This is a genomic window from Paenibacillus soyae (genome assembly GCF_024623455.1).
Taxonomy (GTDB): domain Bacteria; phylum Bacillota; class Bacilli; order Paenibacillales; family Paenibacillaceae; genus Pristimantibacillus; species Pristimantibacillus soyae.
This window is the reverse complement of sequence record NZ_JANIPJ010000003.1, coordinates 356072-378227: the sequence shown is the minus strand read 5'-3', so window position 1 is coordinate 378227 and position 22156 is coordinate 356072. Positions and strand designations below refer to the sequence as shown.

24 protein-coding genes are annotated in these 22156 nt (G+C 57.0%); 17 read left to right on the top strand and 7 right to left on the bottom strand.

Translation table 11 applies throughout. The features are described from left to right. Nucleotides 1-7: 7 nt before the first annotated feature. Nucleotides 8-322, bottom strand: coding sequence for an ArsR/SmtB family transcription factor (locus tag NQZ67_RS06860; RefSeq protein WP_257444023.1), 315 nt, complete (start codon nucleotides 320-322; stop codon nucleotides 8-10). Between the two features lie 322 nt (nucleotides 323-644). Here NQZ67_RS06860 and NQZ67_RS06855 point away from each other — a divergent pair, with 322 nt between their 5' ends. The 6 genes from NQZ67_RS06855 (at nucleotide 645) to NQZ67_RS06830 (ending at nucleotide 5990) form a co-directional block, all read left to right on the top strand. Next, nucleotides 645-1184, top strand: coding sequence for a MarR family winged helix-turn-helix transcriptional regulator (locus NQZ67_RS06855; RefSeq protein WP_257444021.1), 540 nt, complete (start codon nucleotides 645-647; stop codon nucleotides 1182-1184). A gap of 22 nt (nucleotides 1185-1206) precedes the next feature. Then, complete coding sequence (locus NQZ67_RS06850) at nucleotides 1207-2667, top strand: aryl-sulfate sulfotransferase (RefSeq protein WP_257444020.1); 1461 nt, start codon at nucleotides 1207-1209, stop codon at nucleotides 2665-2667. Continuing rightward, nucleotides 2654-3658, top strand: a complete 1005-nt coding sequence (locus tag NQZ67_RS06845) for an ABC transporter substrate-binding protein (protein WP_257444018.1) — start codon at nucleotides 2654-2656, stop codon at nucleotides 3656-3658. Before NQZ67_RS06850 ends, NQZ67_RS06845 begins: the two co-directional genes overlap by 14 nt. Before the next feature lie 12 nt (nucleotides 3659-3670). Continuing rightward, nucleotides 3671-4453, top strand: coding sequence for an ABC transporter ATP-binding protein (locus NQZ67_RS06840; RefSeq protein ID WP_257444016.1), 783 nt, complete (start codon nucleotides 3671-3673; stop codon nucleotides 4451-4453). A gap of 15 nt (nucleotides 4454-4468) precedes the next feature. Next, nucleotides 4469-5245, top strand: coding sequence for an ABC transporter permease (locus tag NQZ67_RS06835; protein WP_257444015.1), 777 nt, complete (start codon nucleotides 4469-4471; stop codon nucleotides 5243-5245). A gap of 106 nt (nucleotides 5246-5351) precedes the next feature. After that, on the top strand, nucleotides 5352-5990 hold the full coding sequence (locus NQZ67_RS06830) for a hypothetical protein (protein WP_257444013.1): 639 nt from the start codon (nucleotides 5352-5354) through the stop codon (nucleotides 5988-5990). Here NQZ67_RS06830 and NQZ67_RS06825 read toward each other — a convergent pair. Then, nucleotides 5942-6601, bottom strand: coding sequence for an SIMPL domain-containing protein (locus NQZ67_RS06825; protein WP_257444011.1), 660 nt, complete (start codon nucleotides 6599-6601; stop codon nucleotides 5942-5944). The genes NQZ67_RS06830 and NQZ67_RS06825 overlap by 49 nt on opposite strands. A 189-nt stretch (nucleotides 6602-6790) precedes the next feature. Here NQZ67_RS06825 and NQZ67_RS06820 point away from each other — a divergent pair, with 189 nt between their 5' ends. From NQZ67_RS06820 to NQZ67_RS06785, 8 genes are all read left to right on the top strand, one after another. Beyond that, on the top strand, nucleotides 6791-8161 hold the full coding sequence (locus tag NQZ67_RS06820; RefSeq protein WP_257444010.1) for an ABC transporter substrate-binding protein: 1371 nt from the start codon (nucleotides 6791-6793) through the stop codon (nucleotides 8159-8161). Nucleotides 8162-8178: 17 nt separating this feature from the next. Further along, nucleotides 8179-9075, top strand: a complete 897-nt coding sequence (locus NQZ67_RS06815; RefSeq protein ID WP_257444008.1) for a carbohydrate ABC transporter permease — start codon at nucleotides 8179-8181, stop codon at nucleotides 9073-9075. Between the two features lie 13 nt (nucleotides 9076-9088). Next, the gene (locus NQZ67_RS06810; protein WP_257444006.1) at nucleotides 9089-9892 is read left to right on the top strand and encodes a carbohydrate ABC transporter permease; all 804 of its coding nucleotides are present in this window, start codon (nucleotides 9089-9091) and stop codon (nucleotides 9890-9892) included. A gap of 33 nt (nucleotides 9893-9925) precedes the next feature. After that, complete coding sequence (locus NQZ67_RS06805) at nucleotides 9926-10474, top strand: glycerol-3-phosphate responsive antiterminator (protein WP_257444004.1); 549 nt, start codon at nucleotides 9926-9928, stop codon at nucleotides 10472-10474. A 207-nt stretch (nucleotides 10475-10681) separates the two neighbouring features. Then, the gene (locus tag NQZ67_RS06800; protein ID WP_257444003.1) at nucleotides 10682-11554 is read left to right on the top strand and encodes a hypothetical protein; all 873 of its coding nucleotides are present in this window, start codon (nucleotides 10682-10684) and stop codon (nucleotides 11552-11554) included. An 81-nt stretch (nucleotides 11555-11635) separates the two neighbouring features. Beyond that, nucleotides 11636-12847, top strand: coding sequence for a chromate efflux transporter (chrA, locus tag NQZ67_RS06795; RefSeq protein ID WP_257444002.1), 1212 nt, complete (start codon nucleotides 11636-11638; stop codon nucleotides 12845-12847). Between the two features lie 118 nt (nucleotides 12848-12965). Beyond that, a complete protein-coding gene (locus NQZ67_RS06790) occupies nucleotides 12966-13139 on the top strand; it encodes a hypothetical protein (RefSeq protein ID WP_257444000.1) in 174 nt (57 codons plus the stop codon). Between the two features lie 459 nt (nucleotides 13140-13598). Further along, nucleotides 13599-14402, top strand: a complete 804-nt coding sequence (locus tag NQZ67_RS06785; RefSeq protein ID WP_257443999.1) for an AAC(3) family N-acetyltransferase — start codon at nucleotides 13599-13601, stop codon at nucleotides 14400-14402. 83 nt (nucleotides 14403-14485) lie between these two features. On the opposite strand, the gene NQZ67_RS06780 is transcribed toward NQZ67_RS06785, so the two are convergent. From NQZ67_RS06780 to NQZ67_RS06770, 3 genes are all read right to left on the bottom strand, one after another. Further along, on the bottom strand, nucleotides 14486-14815 hold the full coding sequence (locus tag NQZ67_RS06780) for a hypothetical protein (RefSeq protein ID WP_257443997.1): 330 nt from the start codon (nucleotides 14813-14815) through the stop codon (nucleotides 14486-14488). A gap of 167 nt (nucleotides 14816-14982) precedes the next feature. Further along, a complete protein-coding gene (locus tag NQZ67_RS06775) occupies nucleotides 14983-15393 on the bottom strand; it encodes a bactofilin family protein (protein WP_257443995.1) in 411 nt (136 codons plus the stop codon). 6 nt (nucleotides 15394-15399) lie between these two features. Continuing rightward, nucleotides 15400-16359: a M23 family metallopeptidase gene (locus NQZ67_RS06770; protein ID WP_257443993.1), complete on the bottom strand. Its 960-nt coding sequence runs from the start codon at nucleotides 16357-16359 to the stop codon at nucleotides 15400-15402. Nucleotides 16360-16532: 173 nt separating this feature from the next. Here NQZ67_RS06770 and hisJ point away from each other — a divergent pair, with 173 nt between their 5' ends. Both hisJ and NQZ67_RS06760 read left to right on the top strand, forming a co-directional pair. Next, the gene (gene hisJ / locus NQZ67_RS06765) at nucleotides 16533-17357 is read left to right on the top strand and encodes a histidinol-phosphatase HisJ (RefSeq protein ID WP_257443991.1); all 825 of its coding nucleotides are present in this window, start codon (nucleotides 16533-16535) and stop codon (nucleotides 17355-17357) included. Between the two features lie 16 nt (nucleotides 17358-17373). Next, nucleotides 17374-17835 (top strand): GNAT family N-acetyltransferase, encoded by a 462-nt coding sequence (locus NQZ67_RS06760; protein WP_257443989.1) that lies wholly within the window; start codon nucleotides 17374-17376, stop codon nucleotides 17833-17835. Nucleotides 17836-18172: 337 nt separating this feature from the next. On the opposite strand, the gene NQZ67_RS06755 is transcribed toward NQZ67_RS06760, so the two are convergent. Beyond that, nucleotides 18173-18574 (bottom strand): DUF2500 domain-containing protein, encoded by a 402-nt coding sequence (locus NQZ67_RS06755; protein ID WP_257443987.1) that lies wholly within the window; start codon nucleotides 18572-18574, stop codon nucleotides 18173-18175. Between the two features lie 78 nt (nucleotides 18575-18652). Further along, a complete protein-coding gene (locus NQZ67_RS06750) occupies nucleotides 18653-20470 on the bottom strand; it encodes an ABC transporter substrate-binding protein (RefSeq protein ID WP_257443985.1) in 1818 nt (605 codons plus the stop codon). Nucleotides 20471-20583: 113 nt separating this feature from the next. Here NQZ67_RS06750 and NQZ67_RS06745 point away from each other — a divergent pair, with 113 nt between their 5' ends. Continuing rightward, nucleotides 20584-22122, top strand: coding sequence for a DUF4153 domain-containing protein (locus tag NQZ67_RS06745; RefSeq protein WP_257443983.1), 1539 nt, complete (start codon nucleotides 20584-20586; stop codon nucleotides 22120-22122). Nucleotides 22123-22156: the final 34 nt, after the last annotated feature.

The window sequence follows — 22156 nt, the reverse complement described above, 5'->3', positions numbered from 1 at the left end:
CCTCCTGTTATTCACATGATAAATTCGTTCGGGCAGCCAGCGTTTCTTTCATGGAAGGAAGCTGCTCCAGCACGGCTTGCAAGTAAGGCTTGGATTCCTTGTTCAAGGAATAATAAATCCATTGGCTGCGCCTTGATTCGTTCACGAGCCCGCCGAGCTTCAGCTTTCTTAGGTGCTGGCTGACATTGGGCTGCGTCGTCTCCAGAATATCCACGATATCGCAGACGCACATGTCCCGTTCTTTCAACAAAGCCAAGATCGTTAACCGCGTTTTATCGGACAAAAGCTTTAGGGTTTCGGCTATCTCGTCGAATTCGTTCATCGTTTGCTCCTTTCTTTCCGTAGTCGGGCAATAATCGAAATTAAGTATATGCGCATCTGATTATATAATCAAGAACTAATGCAAGAAAAAAGTTTAATTCCTACTTGACAGGTATGATTAATTGGTTTAATCTAAGTCCAACGCAAATGCATCAGCTATCATTTAATCGATAGTCATTCAACGAACAGTCATTATCTTAAGGTTAAAACAATAGGACAGCCGATTGGACCACCAAAGGCTCCTTGCTTCCCCTACCGCACGAACGCGGAGGAGTCGCCGGGAGTCTTTTTTGTTTCCAAGCAGCAGGATTGAGAGGAGAGGCATGGAGGAGAAGGATTGGAGCTTACTGGAGGAGGCTGATTGGGCGTTCCGCAAGCTCGTGAGGCGGTTCGTCAAGGAGCGGGACAAAATTTCGGTCGAAGGCCTGTCGCTGCCGGGATTGCTCATTCTGAACTCGATCCTGCAGCAAGGCGAGCAGCGGCTTGGCGAGCTGGCGGAGCAATTCGATTTCACGTCGGGGGCGGTCACCGCGCTGGTCGACAAGCTGGAAGCGGGAGGCTATGCCGTCCGTACGCGCAGCGAAGAGGATCGCCGCACGGTCGTCCTCGGCATTACGGAGCAGGGCCGCGAGCTGCTGAAGCGGAACCGGCATGTCGGCACGCATATGATCCGCGTGTTGTTGGACGGTTTCTCGCCAGAGGAGCTTCGGACGTTAACGACGTTTCATAAACGCCTGCAGGGCAATGTGGAGCGGTTCGCGGATGAGGTGCTGACTTACGCGGAACAGAACAAGGCCGAGGCATCTCAGGAGCCTGCCGAGCCGAACGGCCAATATCGAAGCAAACGATTTATATCTTATTGAACAGACGAGAGGAGCAATTACGATGGGACACCCTACCATTTATCCGACAGGAACGACGGTTTACAACCCGAACAAGGCATGGAGCGGCTATACGATTTATCAAGCGGCAGACACGGGCGCGCTGCTCGTGGACATGAACGGACGGGAGGTTCACCTGTGGAAAGGACTGCGCGGCTTCCCGAACAAGCTTCTTCCGGGCGGCTACGTGCTCGGAAGCACGGCGGAGCGCGATACGAGATACGGCTTCCAGGACGAAAAAAATCTGGTGCAGGTCGACTGGGACGGCAACATCGTCTGGAAGTTCGACCGCTACGAATATATCGAGGATCCGGACAACGCGCCGGAATGGATGGCCCGCCAGCATCACGATTACCAGCGCGAAGGCAATCCGGTCGGCTATTATGCGCCGGGTCAGACGCCGAAGACGGGCTCGGGCAATACGATCATTCTGACGCATAAAAACGTGAACCGTCCGAACATCTCCGACAAGGAGCTGCTGGACGACGCGATCATCGAAGTCGACTGGGAAGGCAACGTCGTCTGGGAGTGGGTGTGCAGCGACCACTTCGACGAGCTGGGCTTCGACGAGGACGCCAAGGCGACGTTGTACCGCGAGCCGAACACGAGATTTTTCGGCGCGAACGCGGGCGACTGGATGCATATCAACTCCGCTTCCGTCGTCGGCCCGAACAAATTTTACGACGCGGGCGACGAGCGCTTCCATCCCGACAACATCATCTGGGATGCGCGCGAGACGAACATTATCGCCATTATCGACAAGAAGACCGGCAAAATCGTCTGGAAGCTCGGCCCGAGCTATAACGACGAAGCGTCGAAGCATATCGGCTGGATCATCGGTCAGCACCATGCCCACATCATTCCGCAAGGCTTGCCGGGCGAAGGCAATCTGCTCGTGTTCGATAACGGCGGATGGGCCGGCTACGGCCTGCCGAATCCGGAATCGCCGGACGGCGTGAAGAACGCGCGGCGCGACCACTCCCGCATCCTGGAGATTAATCCGGTGACGCTGGAGATCGAATGGCAGTACACGCCGACGGAAGCGGGCTTCCAGGCGCCGCTTGATTCGTACCGGTTCTACAGCCCGTACATCAGCTCCGCCCAGCGGCTGCCGAATGGCAATACGCTTATTACGGAAGGGGCGGACGGCCGCATCTTCGAAGTGACGCGCGAGCACGAGCTGGTATGGGAGCATATCTCTCCGTACAAGAACAAACGTAATTCCAACATGGTCTATCGCGCTTACCGCGTCCCTTACGAGTGGGTGCCTCAGCTGGAGCGTCCGGAAGAAGTGGAAATCGCTCCTCTGGACGTCGCCGATTACCGTCTTCCGGGAGCGGCGCCGCGGGGAGCCGTTACCGCAGTAGAAGTAGCGGGAACGGGCGAATACGGAGAAGGAGCGCTGTGCGTCGCGCGGGTCGACGAAGCGCCGCAGAAGGAGGGGAACGGCGATGACGAACAATAAGAAGACGCGCGTTAGCATGATCGTCCTCGCGCTCGCGCTTGTCGGCACGCTGCTGGCCGGCTGCGCGGGAGGCGAGAAGCAAGGAGCGGCGACGCTGAAGCTCCGCATAGCGGACATTACGTCCAACCCGGTCTTCCAGGTGGCGAAGAGCAAGGGCATCTTCGAGAAGCATGGCATCGACGCGGAGCTGATTACATTCGCGACGCCGGCCGAAGGCATCAACTCGCTGTTCATCAAGCAAGTGGACGTCGCGTTCGGCGCGGACTTCCCGCTGCTGAACGCCGCCAGCAAAGGCGACTATTCCATTATCGCTTCGTCGGGGACGGCGACGGATCTGAGCGCGAGCGAGTGGAAGCTGTTCGTCCGCAAGGACATTCAGTCGCCGGCCGATCTGAAGGGCAAGAAGCTGAGCTTCTCCCGCGGCACGTTCATCCCGTATTTGTGGGACGTCTACCTGGCGGAGAACGGCATCGCGCTGTCGGATGTCGAGCTCATCGGGCAAGGCGGATTCGACGAGACGTACGTCGCGCTGGGTAAAGGCGAGATTGACGGCGCATGGGTATACGGCACCGTGCTGAACGAGAAATTCGCCGCGCTGGAGGAAGTTCGCGAGTTGACGGATATGTCGAAGACGCCGGTCCGGCTTGGCACGGGTCTTATCACCACGGATGAGCTGATCGAGAGCAAGAAGGACGGACTGGTCGCGTTCCTGAAGGCGGTCGACGAGGCGGCGGCATACGCCCAGGAGCATCCGGAGGAGACGGCCGACATTCAATACGACGCGGTCAAGCAGCCGAAGGATGCGACAATTAAGGATTTACCGAAAAACCCGTGGGTCATCGGCTTCACGCAGAAGGCGTACGACGGCATGGCCGCCCAGAAGAAATACATGGTCGATACGGGCATTATTCAGAACGATTTCCATTTGGACGACAAGCTGAATCTGGATTTGGTAAGGGAAGCGTTCCCGGACCGGGTCGAGCTGAAATAGGGGGATGAAGAGATGAGGGCAGCGTCGAAGCGCAACGAAATTCATATTGAAAGGCTGAACAAAAGCTATTCGCAGCAAGCATCGGCCTCCGGCGAATTGCATTATATTATTCAGGATGTGGATTTGGCCGTCAAAGGCGGGGAGTTCTTCGTCCTGCTGGGACCGAGCGGCTGCGGCAAGTCGACGCTGCTCAGCCTCATCGCCGGCTTCGTCTCCAAAACGTCCGGGCAGGTGCGCGTCGGGGAGAAGGAGGTCGAGCGTCCGGGCCAGGACCGGGCCGTCGTCTTCCAGCAGGCGGATTCTTCGCTGTTCCCTTGGCTGACGGTTCGCGAGAACGTCGAATTCGGCTTGCGGATGAAACGGATCCCGGCCGCGGAGCGCAAGGTCATCTCTGACAAATTCATCGCTCTGGTCGGCTTGTCCGGCCATGAGAAGAAATTCCCGCGCGAGCTGTCCGGAGGCATGAAGCAGCGGGTGCAGCTGGCCCGCGTCTTGTCCAACGACCCGGCGATCCTGCTTATGGATGAGCCGTTCGGCGCGCTGGACGCGATGACGCGGCGCACGATGCAGAAGGAGCTCGTGAATATTTGGCGGAGCACGGACAAAACGGTTATTTTCGTCACGCACGATATCCAAGAAGCGCTGCTGCTCGGCGGCCGCATCGGCATTATGTCGCCTGGTCCGTCCTCCCGCATCTCGCATATTTACGACGTGCCGCTGGCCTACCCGAGGGATTTATCCTCCCCCGAGTTCCATGTCCTGCACGATCAAATTCAATCCCATTTCGAAGAATAGAGAGGAGGAGCCGACATGACCGCAAAGCTGAAAAGAGGAGGGCTTCACCTCCTGTTCGTCTTGGCCGGCTTCGTGCTGTGGCATCTATTATCGCTGGTGTACGGTCCGGAAATATTGCCGGGTCCGATCTATACGGCGCAAGGCGGGTATGAGCTGCTCCGGGACGGAACGCTGCTGCAGTATATCGGCATCAGCTCGTACCGCGTGCTCGCCGGCTGGACGATCGGTAGCCTGATCGCCATTCCGGTCGGACTCGTGATCGGCAAGGTCGGTCCGATCCGCGCGTTTGCCGAGCCGTTCCTTAATTTTATCCGGTTCATCCCGCCGATCGCCTTCATCACGCTGTTCCTGGTCTGGTTCGGGATCGGAGAGACGTCGAAAATCGCGCTGATCCTGTACGCCACGTTTTTTATCGTCGTGCTGAACACGCTGACGGGCGTGTTGTCCGTGGAGGAGGACAAAATCCGTTCCGCGCGCAGCATGGGAGCATCCGAATGGCAAATCGTGTTACATGTCATTATTCCCGCAACGGTGCCTTATATGTTCACGGGCATCCGGCTGGCGATGGGGACGTCGTTCATGGCCATTATCGGCGCCGAGATGATCGCATCGAACGAAGGGGTTGGCTACCTGATCTGGAATTCGCGGCTGTTCTTCCGGACAGATTGGATCTTCGTAGGGCTGATCAGCTTAGGGCTGATGGGCTTCCTGACGGACCGCGGCGTCGCCTGGATCGGCAAGCGTCTGCTCTCGCGGTATGGCGTTGTATCGACAACCTCGCTTAGGCGGTAATCCGGTACCATTAAGAGTTGGTACTATTCCCTTCGAGACCTCCTTGTTATAGTGAAAGCAAGCCGGAGACGCGGCTTCCACTACGAACGACGAAGAGGTGTAGAGCATGCCGATCGCAACCGAAATGACTGGCTCCCAAAACCTAGCTTATATCTATATCCTGCTCACGAACACGGGTACCGCATTCACGCGTTTGATCAAATGCTTTACGGGCGCGCCGTACAACCACGCTTCCATCTCCTTGGACCCGGAGCTGAACGAGCTGTACAGCTTCGGGCGCAAGGAAGCGCGAAACCCGCTGAACGCGGGCTTCGTCAAGGAAGACGTGTATTACGGGACGTATCGCTACTTCCCGAACACGACCTGCCAGCTTCTTCGGCTGGAAGTAACGCCCCGCCAGAAGGAAGCCGTGGCCGCCGCGATCGATTATTTCAAGCGGAACAAAGAACGTTATTCGTATAATTTGCTCGGTCTGCTCGGCGTTCTCGCCGGCAAGGATCTCGAGATTCAGAATGCGTGCTTCTGCTCGCAGTTCGTGGCGGAAGCGATGAACAAGGGCGGAGTCGGCTTGTGGAACGACCGCCCGGCGGCGCTTGTGACCCCGCAGCATTTCCGCGAGAACGCCAAGCTTGAGACCGTCTTCGAAGGACGTCTGTTCGATTACTCCGCGCTGGACGAGAGCAAGCTGCGGCTGGCTCAGGCGAATACGTACCAGACTCGTACCGCGGCTCTGAAGGTTAATTGACCGGGCTCGATCGGCGTCTGCGAATCGGCCATCGAGAGCGCGGCCGTCTTGAACCGGATCGGCGCGGCTTCCTGGCCAAGCTCCTGCACCTTGCAAGGAATGGCGGACAAGGAGACGCCAAGCGCGCCGGCGATGGCCGCCGCTTTCTCCTGCGCGCTCCGAACCGCCTCGCGAAGCGCGAGCGCCTCGAATTTGGCCGATTCCGAGGACAAGAAGACGATATCCGTTATCGCGTTCGCGCCCTGGGCGACGGCCGCGTCAATGACCGCTCCCGCGCCTGCGACGCCGTCCAGCGTAATGCCGAGCAGATGCGTAACCTTGTAGCCGCGGAACGTCTGGACGCCGTCCGCGTAATCGTATTGCGGTTCGATGCTGTACGTCTTGGTCTGTATGTTCTCCCGAGGCACCCCGAGCCTCTCGAGCGCCGCGATAATCGCTTCGATTTTTTCCGCGTTTTCCTTCTGCGCTGGCTGAACGTCCTTGCCTTCCGTCACGACGCCAAGCGTAATGTGCGTCCGGTCGGGCGCCGCCACCGCCATTCCTTCTCCTATCACTTCTATTGTAAAATCGCAGCTCCCGCCTCCGTTTTTCAATGCGTTTGTTGGAATCATCGGTCGACATCCTCTCCTGAAATTTCCGTTTCCTTCCTCTAGATTATGGGCGATTGCCCTCCCGCATTCAACCACCTTTGCAAGTTCCAATCTTTTACAACATCTCAATACAACGTTGACATTGTACAAATATTCCAGCGATATAGTTGTCCTCGAAGTAAAAGTCGAGACAAAGGAGAGTTACAAACCATGCGTGCAATGATGAAAGCACTACTCTTGATCTGTGCATGCGCCATGATCGTGGTCGGCTGCTCGAGCAACGGGGGCGGCAACAACACGCCGGCGGCATCGAATGCCGGCGCGAACGAAGGGGCGACGCAAACGCCGGAGGCGACCAAAGAAGCAGACAAGCCTTCGGACGAAAAGGTAGAGCTCAGCTTTTATTACCCGGTTGCCGTAGGCGGCCCGATTACCGAGGTCGTCGAGAAGATGTCTCAGGACTTTATGGCGGAAAATCCGAACATTACCGTGAAGCCCATCTACACGGGCAGCTATGCCGATACGATGGTCAAAGCGCAAGCCGCGGTTCAAGGCGGGACGCCTCCCGATCTGGCGGTATTGCTCTCTACCGAGCTGTTCACGCTGCTCGACATGGACGCGATCGAGCCCCTGGACGAGCTGATCGCGGCCGACGGCGGCGACGAGTATATCAAGGACTTCTATCCGGCATTCATGGAGAACGGCATTACGGAGGGCAAGACATGGGCGATTCCGTTCCAACGCAGCACGATCGTTCTCTTCTATAACAAGGAAGCGTTCAAAGCGGCCGGACTGGATCCGGAGAAAGCGCCGGGCACATGGGAAGAGCTGGCCGATTACGCGAAGAAGCTGACCAAAGACGGTCAATGGGGCCTCGAAATTCCGTCGACCGGCTTCCTGTACTGGATGTTCCAAACGTTCGCGCTTCAAACGGGCGACAACATTATGACGCAGGACGGCAAGAAGGTGTTCTTTGATACGCCGGAAAACGCGGAATCGCTGCAATTCTGGAGAGACCTGGCGGCCGTTCACAAGGCGATGCCGGAAGGCGCGATCGAGTGGGGCACGGTGCCGTCCGATTTCATCGAAGGCAAGACGGCGATGATGTACCACACGACGGGCAACCTGACGAACGTCAAAACAAACGCGAAATTCGATTTCGGCGTCGCCATGCTGCCGAAGAACAAGCAATACGGCACGCCGACGGGCGGCGGCAACTTCTACGTCTTCAAAGGCCTCAGCGACGCGAAGAAGCAAGCGGCATGGAAATTCATCCGCTTCATGACGGACTCCGAGCGCATCGCGCAATGGAGCATCGACACGGGTTACGTTGCCCCTCGCATGTCCGCTTACGAGACGGAGAAGATGAAGACGTACGCGGCGGACTTCCCGGAAGCGCTCGTGGCGCGCGATCAGCTGGAGTACGCATCGGCCGAGCTGTCGACGCACAACAACGGCAAGGTGTCCAAAATTTTCAGCGACGCGATCCAATCCGTCCTGACGGGCTCGTCCGACGTCGCTTCCGCGCTCAAGAAGGCGCAGGAAGAAGCGGACAAGGCGCTCGAGCCGTTCAACAAGTAAGCGAAGGGAGATGACCCATGGTGGGGACGGCAGCTAGGCGCAGAGCATGGAGAAGGAACGCGTTCGCGTGGCTTCTCCTGCTCCCCTCGCTCCTCTTCCTCGTGCTGTTCACCCTCTATCCGGTTGCGGGATCGCTGAAGCTCAGCCTCTATCAGGCTGATCTCGGCACCCCGCAGCCTTCTTATATTGGGCTCGATAATTACAGCAGGATGGCGGAGGACGACGTATTCTGGAAAGTGATCAAGAACAATGCATGGTTTGCGCTCGGAACCGTTCCGACAAGCATCCTCCTGTCTCTGCTTATGGCGCTGTTCGCCAATAAGGTAATGCGGGCAAAAGGACTCGTCCGAACGGCGTTCTTCTATCCGACGGTCGTGCCGATGATCGCGATCGGCAACATTTGGCTGTTCATCTACACGCCCGAATACGGGATGATCAGCCGGTTTCTCGAGCCGTTCGGCCTGACGGGCCCGAACTGGCTGGGGACGCCGGATCTTGTCATGTGGGCGATGATCGTTATGATTCTGTGGAAGGAAGCGGGTTACTTCATGGTGTTCTATCTGGCAGGCTTGCAGAACATCAGCGAGGAGCTGTATGAATCCGCCAAGGTGGACGGCGTCGGAGCATGGCGTGTCTTCTGGCGAATCACGTTCCCGCTGCTTATGCCGACGACTCTGTTCGTCTCCATCATCGCTCTGACGAACTCGTTCAAGCTGGTCGACCATCTCTGGATTATGACGAAGGGCGGACCGGAGAACGCAAGCAACCTGCTGCTGTTCTATATTTACGAGACGGCGTTCAGCTTCTGGGATCAGGGCATGGCCTCCGCGCTTACGACCGTCATGATTATCTTCCTTCTGCTCTTGGCGGCGCTCCAGTTCTTCGGACTTGACCGCAAGATCCACTATCGTTAGGAGGAGCAGACCCATGATGAAGAAAATAGGCTACGGCTTCATGTATATACTGGCCGCCGTCTGGCTCGTGCCTCTCGTCTGGACGGTCTGGACCGCCTTCCGTCCGAAGCGGCTGGCCTTGTCGTCGTCGTTTTCGTTCGACTTCACGCTGACGCATTTTACCCATGTCTGGAATTCGGCGCCGTTCAACACGTACTATTTGAACACGCTGATCATCGTCGCGGGCGTTTTCGCCATACAGTTTCTGACCGTCTCCCTGGCGGCATTCGCCTTCGCGCGCGTCGAATTCTGGGGCAAATCGGTCGTGTTCGTTCTATTCCTGGCGCAGATCATGATTCCGGCCGATATTCTCATCTTCCCGAACTATAACGTTCTAAGAGATCTGTCGCTTCTGGATACGAAGCTTGGCATCATGATTCCGTATTTCGCGTCGGCGTTCGGCGTGTTCCTGCTGAGGCAAATGTTCAAGACGATCCCGTTCGAGCTGGATGAAGCGGCCCGCATGGAAGGCTGCAGTCTGTGGCAGGTGCTGTGGCGAATCTACATCCCGCTGTCGGGGCCGGCGTTCGTCTCGTTCGGTCTCGTATCGGTCAGCTACCATTGGAACAATTTCTTGTGGCCGCTCATTATTACGAATTCGGTCGAGAACCGGCCGCTTACGGTGGGCCTCGCGATATTCGCGCAATCGTTCGAGACGGGAGCGCAGTGGAGCGAAGTGACGGCGGCAACGATGATCGTCATTCTGCCACTTCTGCTCGGGTTCATGCTGTTCCAGCGCCAGTTCATGAACAGCTTCATTCATTCGGGGATTAAGTAGACGGGCACTAGAGCAGGGAGAAGGGGGAGCCGCATGAGGAACGGGGGAGTGAATCCGATCATCGCGTCGATTACGAGCGATGAGCAGCTGGCGCAGGCGATCCGAAGCCAGGTTACGCGCATTAATCTGATGACCGGCGATATTTCGACGCTCGGAGATGTCGTGGGACAGCTGCATGAAGCGGGCAAGCAGGTTTACGTCCATATGGAGATGATGCAGGGAATCGGCCGCGACGCATCGGCTATTCATTATCTCGCGCGGACGTTCGAGGTGGACGGCATTATCACGACCAAAAGCCAGGCGGTTGCCGCCGCGAGGCTGGCAGGCATACGCAGCATCCAGCGCATATTCGCCATCGATTCGGCGGCGGTCGATACGGGCATCCGGATGATCGCCTCCAGCAAGCCCGACGAGGTGGAGCTGATGCCGGGGCTTATGCCGCGCATCATCCGGGAAGTGAGGGCGAAGATGAGCAGGCCGCTTATTGTCGGCGGTCTGATCCGGTATAAGGAAGAAGCGCGCGAAGCGCTGGACAACGGCGCGGACTTCGTGTCCGTCGGCAACTCGGAGCTGTGGAATTAGAGTCGGAGTTTGAGCCCGTTGGTTGGCTTCCCGGCGAATAGAAGAATAAGCAAGCAGCCCGCAGGCCTGCTGGACCTTGGTCCAGCAGGCCTGAGCTTTGGTCGGAGGACCAAAGCATGACGGGAAGATCATCCCGCGGCCCGTCACGAGGGCGTGCATTCCTCCTGTAAAGTGAAGGTATGACTTTACAGGAAATGGGTGAGGAATTTGCGTAAATCATTGTGGTTCCAGGGCGAGAAAGCGTTGGTATGGACGGGAGTGTTAGGCTTGCTGCTGGCGTTGCTGTGCGGCGCGGGGGTTCTGTTGTATGGGACGGAGGACACTCCGGGAGCGGGACTCGCGAAAGCCTTTTCGTTTAACGCGGCATTAGGCGTGTTCATGCTGTCTACGGCTGCGATCGCGCCGATGTCGGGGATGGGAAGCAAGGGGCGGGCGTTTTTCCGTTGGTCCTACATTGTGCTCGCTCTGTATTCGTATTTCGCGGAAACCGTACAGCATGCGCGCGGCGTCAATCCGAGATTCGTGGAAGACGGTTCCGCGTTCGACAATGTCGTGGCTATGGGCTTCGCCCTCGTGGCGCTGCTGCTCGTCGTGTACTATCTCGTCTTTGCGATCATGTTTTTCCGCAGGCGCTCTTATGAGCTGCAGCCCGCCGTCGTGGTCAGCATCCGGTATGCGATGATCGCCGTGCTGCTTTCGTTCGCTGGCGGTATTATGATTTCGGTCAACCAAGGGCGGTTCTTAGGCGCGGAAGGCAACCTGATCTGGTTCCACGGACTGGGCTTCCACGCGGTGCAGGCGCTGCCGTTCCTTGCTTGGCTGACGCTGCGTTCTTCGATGCCCGGCGCGGCTGGCCGTTCGCTGATTCACATATCCGGCATCTCCTTCATCGGCGGGCTCGCCGCCATTGGCTGGCAGACGCTGCTGGAGAAATCGATCTGGGAGTGGACGGCGCTCCCGCTTGCGGCCGTCGCGTTTTTCCTGGTCGCGATAGCCGCCGGAGCGAGAGCTCTAATGGAAGCCGTTAAGTATCCGCGCGTTAGGCAGACCGGCTCGGCCGACGCGTCGAATAGGAATTAGGATCGCTTTTACAAATCCTTTGCTTTTCATTTCCGCTACCATTGCTTACAATGGCTCTGATAACAATTGGAGGTTGTACGGATGAGAAGCAAAATAAAGCTTTGGCTCGAAATTTTACGCGTTTCCGGCAAGCTCGGCCTGCTCTCGTTCGGCGGGCCGACCGCGCATCTGGGCTACTTCCATAATGAATACGTCAAACGAAGGAAGTGGCTGGACGAGGCGGGCTATGCGGAGCTTGTGGCCCTCTGTCAGTTCCTGCCGGGTCCCGCAAGCAGCCAAGTCGGCATAGGGATCGGGATTGTCAGAGGCGGTCTTCTCGGAGGGTTGCTTTCGTTCCTCGGCTTCACGCTTCCGTCGGTTGTGCTGCTGGTTTTGTTCGAGTGGCTATTAAGCGGCACGGACGTCAGCCGGGCGGGATGGCTGCAGGGTCTTCAGCTCGCCGCGGTTGCCGTCGTAGCCCATGCCATATGGGGAATGGGTCAGAAGCTGACGCCGGACCGGACCCGAATGACCATTGCGGCCGTCGCCGCAGGCGCCGTCTTGTTATGGCAGACGGCATATTCGCAGGTCGCGGTGATCCTGCTTGCAGGGCTCGTCGGCCTCTGGCTGTACCGGAAGACCGGAGCCTTATCCGGACCGTCACCCGATTCCGTCTCGGTTATCGGGTCTGGAGCGGCAAGCCCGTACCGGATCGGAAGGGGTGCGGCGATAGCCAGTTTGTCCATATTTGCCGCGCTGCTGCTATTGCTGCCTTGGTTACGGGACTGGGATCCGCTGCTGGCGATGGCCGACAGCTTCTATCGGACCGGGTCCCTCGTATTCGGCGGAGGGCATGTCGTGCTGCCGCTGCTCGAGAGGGAAGCCGTTGGAGCAGGCTGGATCAGCGAGCAACAGTTTCTAGCGGGATACGGAGCGGCGCAGGCCGTACCCGGACCGTTGTTCACGTTCGCTTCGTATATAGGCGCCGCTTCGAACGGGCTGATCGGGGCAATTGTGGCGACGGCGTCTATCTTCTTGCCTGCGTTTCTCCTGGTGGTCGGCACGTTGCCGTTCTGGCAGCTGCTCCGGCGTTCGCCTGCCGCGCAGGGTATACTGACCGGCGTGAACGCTGCCGTCGTCGGCTTGCTGCTTGCGGCGCTCTACGACCCGATCTGGAAGCACGCGGTCGTCTCTACGGCCGATTTCGTTGCGGCATTGGTTCTGTTCATCTTGCTTGTATTTTGGAAGCTTCCTCCGTGGCTGGTGGTGCTGGCGGGCGCGGCGGCGGGCATCGTCATCGAGTTGGCAGCCTAGAGCGAGGAGCGGGAATGGACGTCTGGCCGCGTCATTTTTCTTCACATTGGCGTATAGATCGTTCCGAGTGTGACAAACTATAAAGTGGGAGAACACTCTAGGAAAGGAGCGATTGCTGATGGATTCCACGATTGGCGCGGACGAGGTCGTCCGCAGAATCAAGCAGCTGCAGACTAGTGGAGGCTCGGTGAGCAAGAAGCAAGTGAAGCAGAACGACCCTGAGCTCATGAAGAACGCGCTGTTCTATTTTCCTAGCTGGGAGCATGCGCTCAAAAACGCGGAACAGCTGTAGAGACTCTCATACATAAAAGGTTTTTGATGCGAATTTTCGAACCGCGCCGGCTGATGCCCGGCGTGGTTTTTTCTTTGATCGAGTAATGCTGCGTCGTTGGTAAGGTCTGGGCGAAAATAGCGGAAAAAATGATGTTATTTCTAAGCGACAATAGGCTCTCGTTCAAATAGCGGACATAACGGCACTAATTCCTTAGGAAATATGAAGTTTCTTCATTAGGGATTATATTAATGGTATTTTGGGTGCTATTTCCTTGAGATGTTGAAGTTTGAGTAAAAATAACAGTAGAAATGCCGTTATTCCAAAACAGCCACTTCATCAAGGGAGTGCTTAGACTCCCGGAAAGAGTTCCCTTCCTTTTGACGGGAATCTTCCATTATAGTAAACGTTTCACTTCCTCTTTATACACGGAGATTGGTAAGCTAAAGGAAAGCTATGAGGTAGAAGGATGGGATCAACATGACGTTAAATACATCGGCGCTGCCGTTAACCGTATCAACGATTGCGCAAGGACTTCGGGAGACCGGCGTTAAGCCTGGCATGACGCTGCTTGTTCACGCTTCGCTAAAGGCGGCGAACCGCTGGATCGCGGGAGGGCCTTCGGCGCTTATTCTGGCTTTGGAGCAGACTCTTGGAGGAGACGGAACGCTCGTCATGCCCGCGCACACACCGAATTTGTCGGAGCCCTCGGAATGGCGATATCCGCCGGTGCCGGAAGAGTGGTGGGAGATCATTCGGGCGGAGATGCCGCCGTTCGAGCCGGATCTAACTCCAAGCGGCCATATGGGCGTTACGGCGGAATGCTTCCGCAAGCGGAACGGCACGCTTCGAAGCCGGCATCCCCAGCTATCCTTCGCGGCAAAGGGCAAGCATGCGGCCGTCATCACGGAGAATCATTCGATCGACTATGGTCTGGGGGAACAATCGCCGCTAGCGCGCCTCTATGAGTTGGATGGGTATGTGTTATTGTTCGGGGTCGGTTACGACCGGTGCACTTCGCTGCATTTGTCGGAATACCGGGCGGAGTATGCGTCCAAAGCTTATGTTAAGCAGGGCGCTCCTCTGCTCGCGGACGGGCAAAGGCAATGGGTCACTTACGATGAAATTAACTTGGACAGCGACGATTTTGCGCGGCTGGGAGAAGCTTTCGAGAAGGAAGTAAGCAGTGTGCAGATAGGAAAGATCGGAGACGCGGATATTCGGCTTGTGCGGGTAAGGCCTTTGGTCGACTTCGGGGTAAGGTGGATCGCAAAGCATCGGTAATAGTGGCAGTGTTGCAAGATGGGTATGGAATAGTAGAACGCAGATGGTTCAACAATGTAGAGACAACTCAGGAGATGGTTAGCCTAGCACGGATGAGGGGAGTCCAGCAGCTCGAAGGCTTGCCCCTTGCTCATATAAGTGATGCCGTCCTTCGTATAGAAATCCCCGGGACAGCTCGCCCCGTTGATCCGAATCCGGCCTTCTGACAGAAGGAGGGAGTAGGTAACTCCCTTCGCGGCGATATCGATCGTGCCGTTAACATCATCATAGGTGAGCTCTCCTCCCGTTTGCCGGGAGACCTGCTCGATGGGGGCATAATCGGCTTCCTCCAATGGTGCAGGCGGATTCGTCAGCCCTCCGTAAAGCGTGGCGGCGGCAATCAAGATGAGCGCCGCGTTTTTGACCATGTTCATGTTCGGAAACCTCCTAAGCGCGCGGGACTGGCGTTCTTAGGATCAGTGTAACCAAGAAATGTGCAGGGAATGTTAGGGCTGTTTTAAGGTTTGTTAAAGCCCTCAAAAAAACGATCATGCGGCTCGAGCGGCCGGCATGATCGTTTTTGGTTGATGGGAAGGATGAATTAAGACGACGCTTTAAGCTCTTTCTGCGACTCGACAGGCGTGACCGACGCTTTGCTCACGGGCATTTTGCTGCTGCCGTTGAATACGCCGCCGGATTCGATGATGAGCGATTGCGCGGCGATATTGCCGTTCAGTACGCCGGTCGCGCATATCGTCAGCTTGCCCCGCACCTCGACGTCGCCGTTCAGCTGACCTGCTAATACCAAGTCACGGGCCGAGACGTTGGAGTTGGCCCGGCCGTTCTCCCCGATGATGACGTCGCCGCTTGATACGATGTCGCCGATTATCGTGCCTTCGATGCGGATGCTGGCTTCCGTTCTAAGCTTTCCTTCGAAAGTCGTGCCTTCCCCGATAAGCGTATCCGTTGCGTCGGGATTGATTTTGCCGGCGGCTGGTTTGTTCTTGAACATAGTCGGTCACGGTTCCTTCCTGTCTTCTTTGATATAAGGCATAGGGTCGACATGCTCTCCGTTCACGATAACCTCGTAATGGAGGTGCGGTCCCGTACTTCTGCCGGTGTTGCCAAGCTCTCCGATCAGCTGGCCCTTCTTCACGGTATCTCCGATCTCGACGAGCCGTCTGTTCAAATGCAGATACCTGGTCTCCATTCCGCGCCCATGATCAATCAGAATGTTGTTGCCCTGCGGATAACCGCGTTCCGATAAGGTAACGACGCCATCCGCGGCGGCATAGATCGGGTCTCCGCGGTTTCCTCCGAGATCCAGTCCGGAATGAACCGCAGATCTGCCGGAGATCGGGTCTCTGCGGACGCCGAACGTCGACGTCACCCGGCGGGAATCTGCGGGCCAAATGCTTGGCGTCATATCCAGCAAGCGCTGATAACCGATCAAAGCCTCTTTGGTCGATTCCAGGCTGGGTTTCATGGCTTCCATCATCGACGTCATTTCGCTGAAGCTTTGTTTGGTTGCCGTAGCGAGATTGGCATCGGTCTCTGCGGCGGATACAACAAATTCTTCGCCGCCTTGTCCGTCCGACAGGGGAATATCAGGCTCTTCGATACCCGCGATGTTCTTCAGCTCGGACTCCAGCTCTGCAATCTCCGTCATTCTGTCCTCGACCTCGGCTGCCTGTTGGGATAACGAGGCAAGGTCCGATTCGAGAACGGCGATCTGCTCCTCTCTGGATTGAAGCATATCCTCGTAATTCGTTTCCGAGAGGGCTAATTGACGCTGCAGCAGCTTGACCTGACTGGCGTGACCGGAGTTGAATATGATGAAAATCGCCGAACATAGGGCTAGCATAAGGATGAGGATAGGAATCGCGAAGAATAAGACTTTCGGCACGGTAAAGTGTCGAACGGGCTTGTTCGCGTCTGGAATAAGGACAAACTTCACCCTTTCATGTATTCGCTTCATGACTTTCCTCCTACATTTTCCATGACATTGCAAACGCTTTATTCGACACATCGTATGGAATATCCTTTATTTCCGGGGAAATACGCCGATTTATCGCAAAAAAATCTCGATTTACCTGATGCCGGACAAGTGATACTCTAGATGAAAATAGATAGGCGGGAGAGTGGAAGAGTATGTTGAAATGGGATGGGCACACGCACACGAGATTCTGTTATCATGGCAGCGATGCCGCACAGGAGCTCTATATAGATCGGGCTATCGAGCTGGGCTTCCAACGGTATACCATAAGCGAGCATCCGCCGCTGCCTGCCGGATTGGTGCCGGACGAGAAGCTGTTCGCCGAGCTGGCGATGCCCCCGGAGGAGCTGCCCGCTTATATGGATTACGCGAATGAAATGAAGCGGCGCTACGAGGGGCGAATCGACATAACGGTGGGGCTGGAGCTCGATTATTTGCCGGGTCAGCTTGACTTCACGGAGCGAATCGTAGACGAATGGCAGCAGGTATTGGAGGATGTCGTATATTCGGTCCATTATCTGCCGGGAGTCGGCGGAACCCGCTGCATCGACTACACGCCTGTCGATTTCCGGACGAATTTACTGTCGTACTACGGCACGATTGACCGGCTGGTGAACGAATATTACGACCATGTGGAAGCGGCTATAGCCTTCGCGGCGAAGCTCCCTATGCGCAAACGGCTAGGCCATATTAATCTAATCGAGAAGTTCCGAAGCGAGCTGCCGGAGTTCGACGACGCGCTGATTAGGCGCAGGCTGGAGGGCATTCTGCCGCTGCTCGCGGAGTCGAAGGTCGGAATCGACGTCAATACGGCCGGCTTGAGGGTCGCGACTTGCGGGAAGCCTTACGTGCCCGAATGGTTCCTGGCCGAATGCAGAAAGCGCGGCATCGAGTGCGTCTACGGCTCCGACTCCCACAAGCCGGAGCATGTAGGCTTTGGCTGGGACTGGTTCGAAGCGCAGATGAGAGCTGAGGCCTAGGATGGGAGGCGAGGAGATGGACAAGCTGGAATTGAAGACGGTAAAGCCGGGCCATGTGGACTTGTCCAGCTTGATCGAGAAGCTGGACGGCTATCTGTCCGGACTATATCCGCAGGATGAAATATTCGGCGTGGATTTGTCGGACCCGAAGTCGGAAGAGATGACTTTCGTGCTGGCTTATTGGGAAGGCGTGCCCGTAGGTTGCGGGGGTATCCGGCGAATAGATGAACGGACGGTGGAGCTGAAGCGCTTCTTCGTCGAGCCGGCGATGCGCAGGCAAGGCGTGGCTCGGCAAGTGTTCCGCTATCTGGAGCAGGAAGCGGAGAAGCAGGGCTGTACCGTCATGAGGCTGGAGACGGGCGCTCCCCAGTTCGAATCGGTGAACTTCTACAAGAAGCAGGGCTTCTACGAAATCGAGCGGTTCGGGGAATACGTGAACTGCGAGTCGAGCTTGTGCATGGAGAAGGTTTTGGCTTAGTCCGACTGAAGTTGGGCGGGCGTGGGAGCTGCTGAGCGGATGGACGGATGGACGGATGAACAAAAGGCGGAACAGGCTTAGTCTGTTCCGCCTTTTTTGGTGCTTGGGAAATGATGCAAAAGTACATTATTTTTTGAATGAATTCGCGATTTATAACAAAATGATGCGATTCTGCAGCATTTTCTGAGTTTAAAGCAATATGGGCGTCATTTGGCTCGGAAATGCTGCACTTTTACATCAATAACGGTTCCTGGGCAAATCAGTTGTTGAAGTTGCTGTAGAATTGCATCATTTCGTTGGCGCTCAAAGGATAAAGTCGACTCCGCAAAGTTTGAGCCTAACCCGCGCTGCGCTCGAAGGCGACGATCCATTCGCCTTTGGTGGCGGCATAGCCGCGATCCCCTTCGACGACGAGGCCGAACAAGTTCTTCACGTCGAGGAACTCCTTGCGCACGCCGTTGTCGAACTGCAGCGTAATGTAGTAATACGTGCGCGAGGAGGAGCCCGCGTGGCCGATTTCGTTGTTGTGATGGTGGTTCGAGTGATGGCGCACGTCCATCCGCTTGGCTACGACCGTCGCGTACGAGGTCACCTCGGGCGAACGCGAATTACGCATATATTTGACGATGCTGAAGATAATGCCGCCGATAATAAGCGCAAACACGAGGAAGAACAGAAACGGGAAAATGTTGAACATGAAGTCGAAGCCCGAATCTCCGAACGATGGACCGGGTCCCATATGAAAAAACCTCCTTATCGAGTCTTGTAGTCATACCGTCTACATGAATACGTTGAAAGCGGCAAGTATGTTGCAGCCTCATCTGAACCAGAGGTCCCGGAACCGCACCCAGCCGAGAGACTCCAGCGAAATACCCTGCACGGAAGGGTGGAAGGCCGTCTTCAGGTGTTTGCGGTACAAGAACAAGAGCGAATGGCGGAGGGAAAGCAGCCCCTCGATGCCGATGAACAGTCTCGTGCGGGCGGAGGCGTCCGGCTCCGCGAGGATGCGCTCGAGCGTATCCGCCACCTTGGCGCGGACTTGCGGTTCCGCATGCTGCATCATGCTTTTGTACAAATCGATCAGCCGGATTTCCCGATGCTCGTCGAGCATGACGGCGAACAGCAGCAAATCGGCCGACATCCGCTCGGCTCCTTTGAATTGCTCGGCCGGGAGCAGGCTCACGCTTACCGATACGCCCGCCTTCTCGAGCAGCCCCTGAATAATCGACGCGTCATGCCCGTATTGAGGAATCGTAGTGAGCGTCAGCGTCTCCCCAAGGTAACCCGCGTCGCGCAGCTCCTGCTTGATCGCTACGCATTCGTCCTCATAGCTGATTCCGCGGCTGTCCGAAGGCCCGCCGTTCTTCTCAGTCGTCCAGAAGCTGGAGGCGCCTTCGATGACGTCTCCCGACAGCTGCCTGAGCAGCTCGCCCCGATGGATGGCGCGGTCCAAGGCGGCCCGAATGGCGGGATTGCGCAGCGGGCCTGGCTTCAGCTCATTCACGGTGATGAATTTACAAGTCGTGCCGGACTGTCTGACCTGCTGGAACTGGCCGCCTGTAAGCCCCTCGATCCTCACATTATGCATCACCTGGAATTGCCTCAGCTCCTGCTGCTGCCTATCCTTCTCCGCCTCCTCCTCCAGCGGTATCGTCCATACCTCCACCCGGTCCAGGAACGCTCTCCCTTGAAAATAAGCCGGAAATGCCTCCAGCATCCAAATGCCGTGTCCCCGGCTCGCCAGCCGGAACGGCCCGGTTCCGATAACGGAACCGTCCGCTTCCCCGAACGACTCGCCTTCGGAGGAGCAGACGTCTTCCGGCACGATGGAAGCGCGGTTGGTGGAGAGGAACGACAGGAATACCTCGTTGCGCTGCTTGAGCCGAATTCGGATCGTGGTGGAGTCCGGCGTTAGCATGTCCTCGATTCCGTGGTAGACCCAGTTATAGAGGCCGCCCGGGGCAAGCCGCTGCAAGCGCTCCAGCGTGAACCGGACGTCGGCGGAGGTCATCTCCCGCCCGTGATGGAACATGACGCCCTTGCGCAGATAGAACGTCCACTCCGTCCGGTCTTCGTTCGTCTCCCAGGCATGCGCGAGGTGAGGGAGCACGATTTCGCCTCGGGCATCCACGCGAACAAGTCCGTCGAACAGCTGACTGACGAGATGGGATTCGCCAATGAAGTGAATGCGCGCGGGATCCAGGCTGCCGATCGCACCGGGCAGCGGAAAGCGCAGCGAATCCGTTCTTCGTTGTCCGTCAAGCGTGCTTCGGAAGCCGAATTGACCGGAGAGCCACTGCTGGAATCGGCCAAGCGCCGCCGAGCCAGCTCCTTTGTTCTGCAGCAGCTCGAAGGCCGATTGAAGATCGCCGCGCATCGCCAGCTCCTCCGCTTCCTCCAGCAGCAGCTTATCGAGCGGACGCTCGAACGTCAGCAACGAGCGGTTGCCCCGTCCGCGCTTCGCCGTCCAGCCGACCCAGCCTTCCTCCGTCATCCGCTTCAGCAGCAGCACCATATTGCGATGCGTGCAGTCCAGCTTCTCCGCCAGCTCCGCGGTCGTCACCTCGATCGGCACGCCGTCCTCGACATGCGGATACGCTTCTCTCAACTGAAATAAGTGCCTGCGTATTTTCAAGGGAAGCCTCCCATCGTAAAAATATGAAATTCCGCCAAACAAACTTGCACTTTTTGTTCTTATTTTCTAGGTTACAATAAAAGGGAGAAAAGCACAAAAGGGGGCATGGCGAGATGAGAGATCCCGCGCCTTGGCAGAAACGGTACGATACGATGTGGGTCCTGGCCGTCATTCTCGGTTTCATCAGCCAATACTTGTTCGTTGGCCGCGCTGCCGGTGTATCGGTGCCGATCTTTACGCTGCTGTTCTACGTTTATTTTTTCTATGCGACCAAAGGAAGACGGGGCGGCTTCGACCGCTGGCAAGGCCAATCCAAGACGGGATGGTTGTTGTTCGGTCCGATCGGTCTGCTGTCTCTTACTTATGCGATATTCGCGAACGAGCTGTTCCGGCTCTTGAACTTCTGGGTGCTGGTTGCGTTAATCGTCGGCCAGACGATGCTGCTGACGAGGGGAGGCTCGCAGCCTTGGTTCCGGCCAAGGTTCGGGGCGGAGCTGCTGAAGCAGTGGCTGGTGACGCCTTTCGCGCATCTGGGCGTACCGTTCGGTTTCATGGCAGGCTGGCTGCGCATGGGCGAAGAGAGCAGCCGTACGCGCACCAACCTCGGCAAGATCAGCCTGGGTCTGCTGCTTGCGGCGCCGCTCCTGCTCGTCGTCATCCTGCTGCTGGCTTCCGCGGACGGCATCTTCATGTCCTGGCTGAATCGGCTTCCCGCGTTATTGGACGGGGGGACGGCCGAAGAAAGCTTCCTTCGTTTCCTGTTCGCGGTCTGCGCGGCGTTCTACCTGTTCTCTTTTGTCTGGGGGTTGATGTTCAAGCAGGAGCGTCCGTTACCGGCCGAAGAGCCGAAGAGGGGCGAGGCATGGGAGTGGGAGGCCATTGCGTTAACCCCTAATAAGGCGGATGCGGCCAAGCCTAGAGACACGCTGGACCCGATCGTAGCGTCCACCGTCTTGGTCTGCGTGAACGCCGTGTACGTGCTGTTCGCCATTATTCAGTTCACGTATCTGTTCGGCGCCGCCGACGGCTTGCTGCCAGCGGGAACAGCTTATGCGGAATATGCGCGAAGAGGGTTTGCCGAGCTTGTATTCGTCGCGCTGATCAATATTTGCATCCTGCTGGTCGGCTTGCATTACGTCGAGCGCGGGGAGAGCTGGCTGGACCGGCTAAGGAAGATCATGCTGACCGTGCTGATGGGCTGTACGCTTGTTATGCTGATCTCCGCATACAGCCGCATGTCCCTGTATGAAGAGGCTTACGGCTACACGCAGCTTCGGCTTCTGGTGAGCGGCTTCATGATTTTTCTAGGCGTGCTGATGGCGATTGCCATAGTGCGAATCTGGTACCGCTGGTTCTCTTTGGCCAAAATCTATATTGCGCTGGGCATTGCGGCGTACGTTATAATGAACTATAGCAATCTGGACGCGAGAATCGCGGAAAAAAATATCGAGCGCTACGAGACTACGGACAAGATCGATCTCGACTATCTGGACACGTTGTCGGCGGATGCGGCGCCTGCGCTCGCCAAGCTTGCGCGGGAGCATCCGGAGCTGGAAGGCGTAGACGACATGCTGGATGATTTCCGCAAGCTGGCGAAGGATAGGAAGCATTGGCAGTCCTGGAGCCTGGCGCTTCGGAAGCTGGAGGAATAACGTCAACGGGCTTCGGGGTTGGGGTTGTTGGATG

What these genes read in the sequence shown, in the direction of transcription:
- NQZ67_RS06860 (WP_257444023.1), bottom strand. Translation starts at nt 322, where the DNA reads ATGAACGAATTCGACGAGATAGCCGAAACCCTAAAGCTTTTGTCCGAT.
- NQZ67_RS06855 (WP_257444021.1), top strand. Translation starts at nt 645, where the DNA reads ATGGAGGAGAAGGATTGGAGCTTACTGGAGGAGGCTGATTGGGCGTTC.
- NQZ67_RS06850 (WP_257444020.1), top strand. Translation starts at nt 1,207, where the DNA reads ATGGGACACCCTACCATTTATCCGACAGGAACGACGGTTTACAACCCG.
- NQZ67_RS06845 (WP_257444018.1), top strand. Translation starts at nt 2,654, where the DNA reads ATGACGAACAATAAGAAGACGCGCGTTAGCATGATCGTCCTCGCGCTC.
- NQZ67_RS06840 (WP_257444016.1), top strand. Translation starts at nt 3,671, where the DNA reads ATGAGGGCAGCGTCGAAGCGCAACGAAATTCATATTGAAAGGCTGAAC.
- NQZ67_RS06835 (WP_257444015.1), top strand. Translation starts at nt 4,469, where the DNA reads ATGACCGCAAAGCTGAAAAGAGGAGGGCTTCACCTCCTGTTCGTCTTG.
- NQZ67_RS06830 (WP_257444013.1), top strand. Translation starts at nt 5,352, where the DNA reads ATGCCGATCGCAACCGAAATGACTGGCTCCCAAAACCTAGCTTATATC.
- NQZ67_RS06825 (WP_257444011.1), bottom strand. Translation starts at nt 6,601, where the DNA reads ATGATTCCAACAAACGCATTGAAAAACGGAGGCGGGAGCTGCGATTTT.
- NQZ67_RS06820 (WP_257444010.1), top strand. Translation starts at nt 6,791, where the DNA reads ATGCGTGCAATGATGAAAGCACTACTCTTGATCTGTGCATGCGCCATG.
- NQZ67_RS06815 (WP_257444008.1), top strand. Translation starts at nt 8,179, where the DNA reads ATGGTGGGGACGGCAGCTAGGCGCAGAGCATGGAGAAGGAACGCGTTC.
- NQZ67_RS06810 (WP_257444006.1), top strand. Translation starts at nt 9,089, where the DNA reads ATGATGAAGAAAATAGGCTACGGCTTCATGTATATACTGGCCGCCGTC.
- NQZ67_RS06805 (WP_257444004.1), top strand. Translation starts at nt 9,926, where the DNA reads ATGAGGAACGGGGGAGTGAATCCGATCATCGCGTCGATTACGAGCGAT.
- chrA (WP_257444002.1), top strand. Translation starts at nt 11,636, where the DNA reads ATGAGAAGCAAAATAAAGCTTTGGCTCGAAATTTTACGCGTTTCCGGC.
- NQZ67_RS06790 (WP_257444000.1), top strand. Translation starts at nt 12,966, where the DNA reads ATGGATTCCACGATTGGCGCGGACGAGGTCGTCCGCAGAATCAAGCAG.
- NQZ67_RS06785 (WP_257443999.1), top strand. Translation starts at nt 13,599, where the DNA reads ATGACGTTAAATACATCGGCGCTGCCGTTAACCGTATCAACGATTGCG.
- NQZ67_RS06780 (WP_257443997.1), bottom strand. Translation starts at nt 14,815, where the DNA reads ATGAACATGGTCAAAAACGCGGCGCTCATCTTGATTGCCGCCGCCACG.
- NQZ67_RS06775 (WP_257443995.1), bottom strand. Translation starts at nt 15,393, where the DNA reads ATGTTCAAGAACAAACCAGCCGCCGGCAAAATCAATCCCGACGCAACG.
- NQZ67_RS06770 (WP_257443993.1), bottom strand. Translation starts at nt 16,359, where the DNA reads ATGAAGCGAATACATGAAAGGGTGAAGTTTGTCCTTATTCCAGACGCG.
- hisJ (WP_257443991.1), top strand. Translation starts at nt 16,533, where the DNA reads ATGTTGAAATGGGATGGGCACACGCACACGAGATTCTGTTATCATGGC.
- NQZ67_RS06760 (WP_257443989.1), top strand. Translation starts at nt 17,374, where the DNA reads ATGGACAAGCTGGAATTGAAGACGGTAAAGCCGGGCCATGTGGACTTG.
- NQZ67_RS06755 (WP_257443987.1), bottom strand. Translation starts at nt 18,574, where the DNA reads ATGGGACCCGGTCCATCGTTCGGAGATTCGGGCTTCGACTTCATGTTC.
- NQZ67_RS06745 (WP_257443983.1), top strand. Translation starts at nt 20,584, where the DNA reads ATGAGAGATCCCGCGCCTTGGCAGAAACGGTACGATACGATGTGGGTC.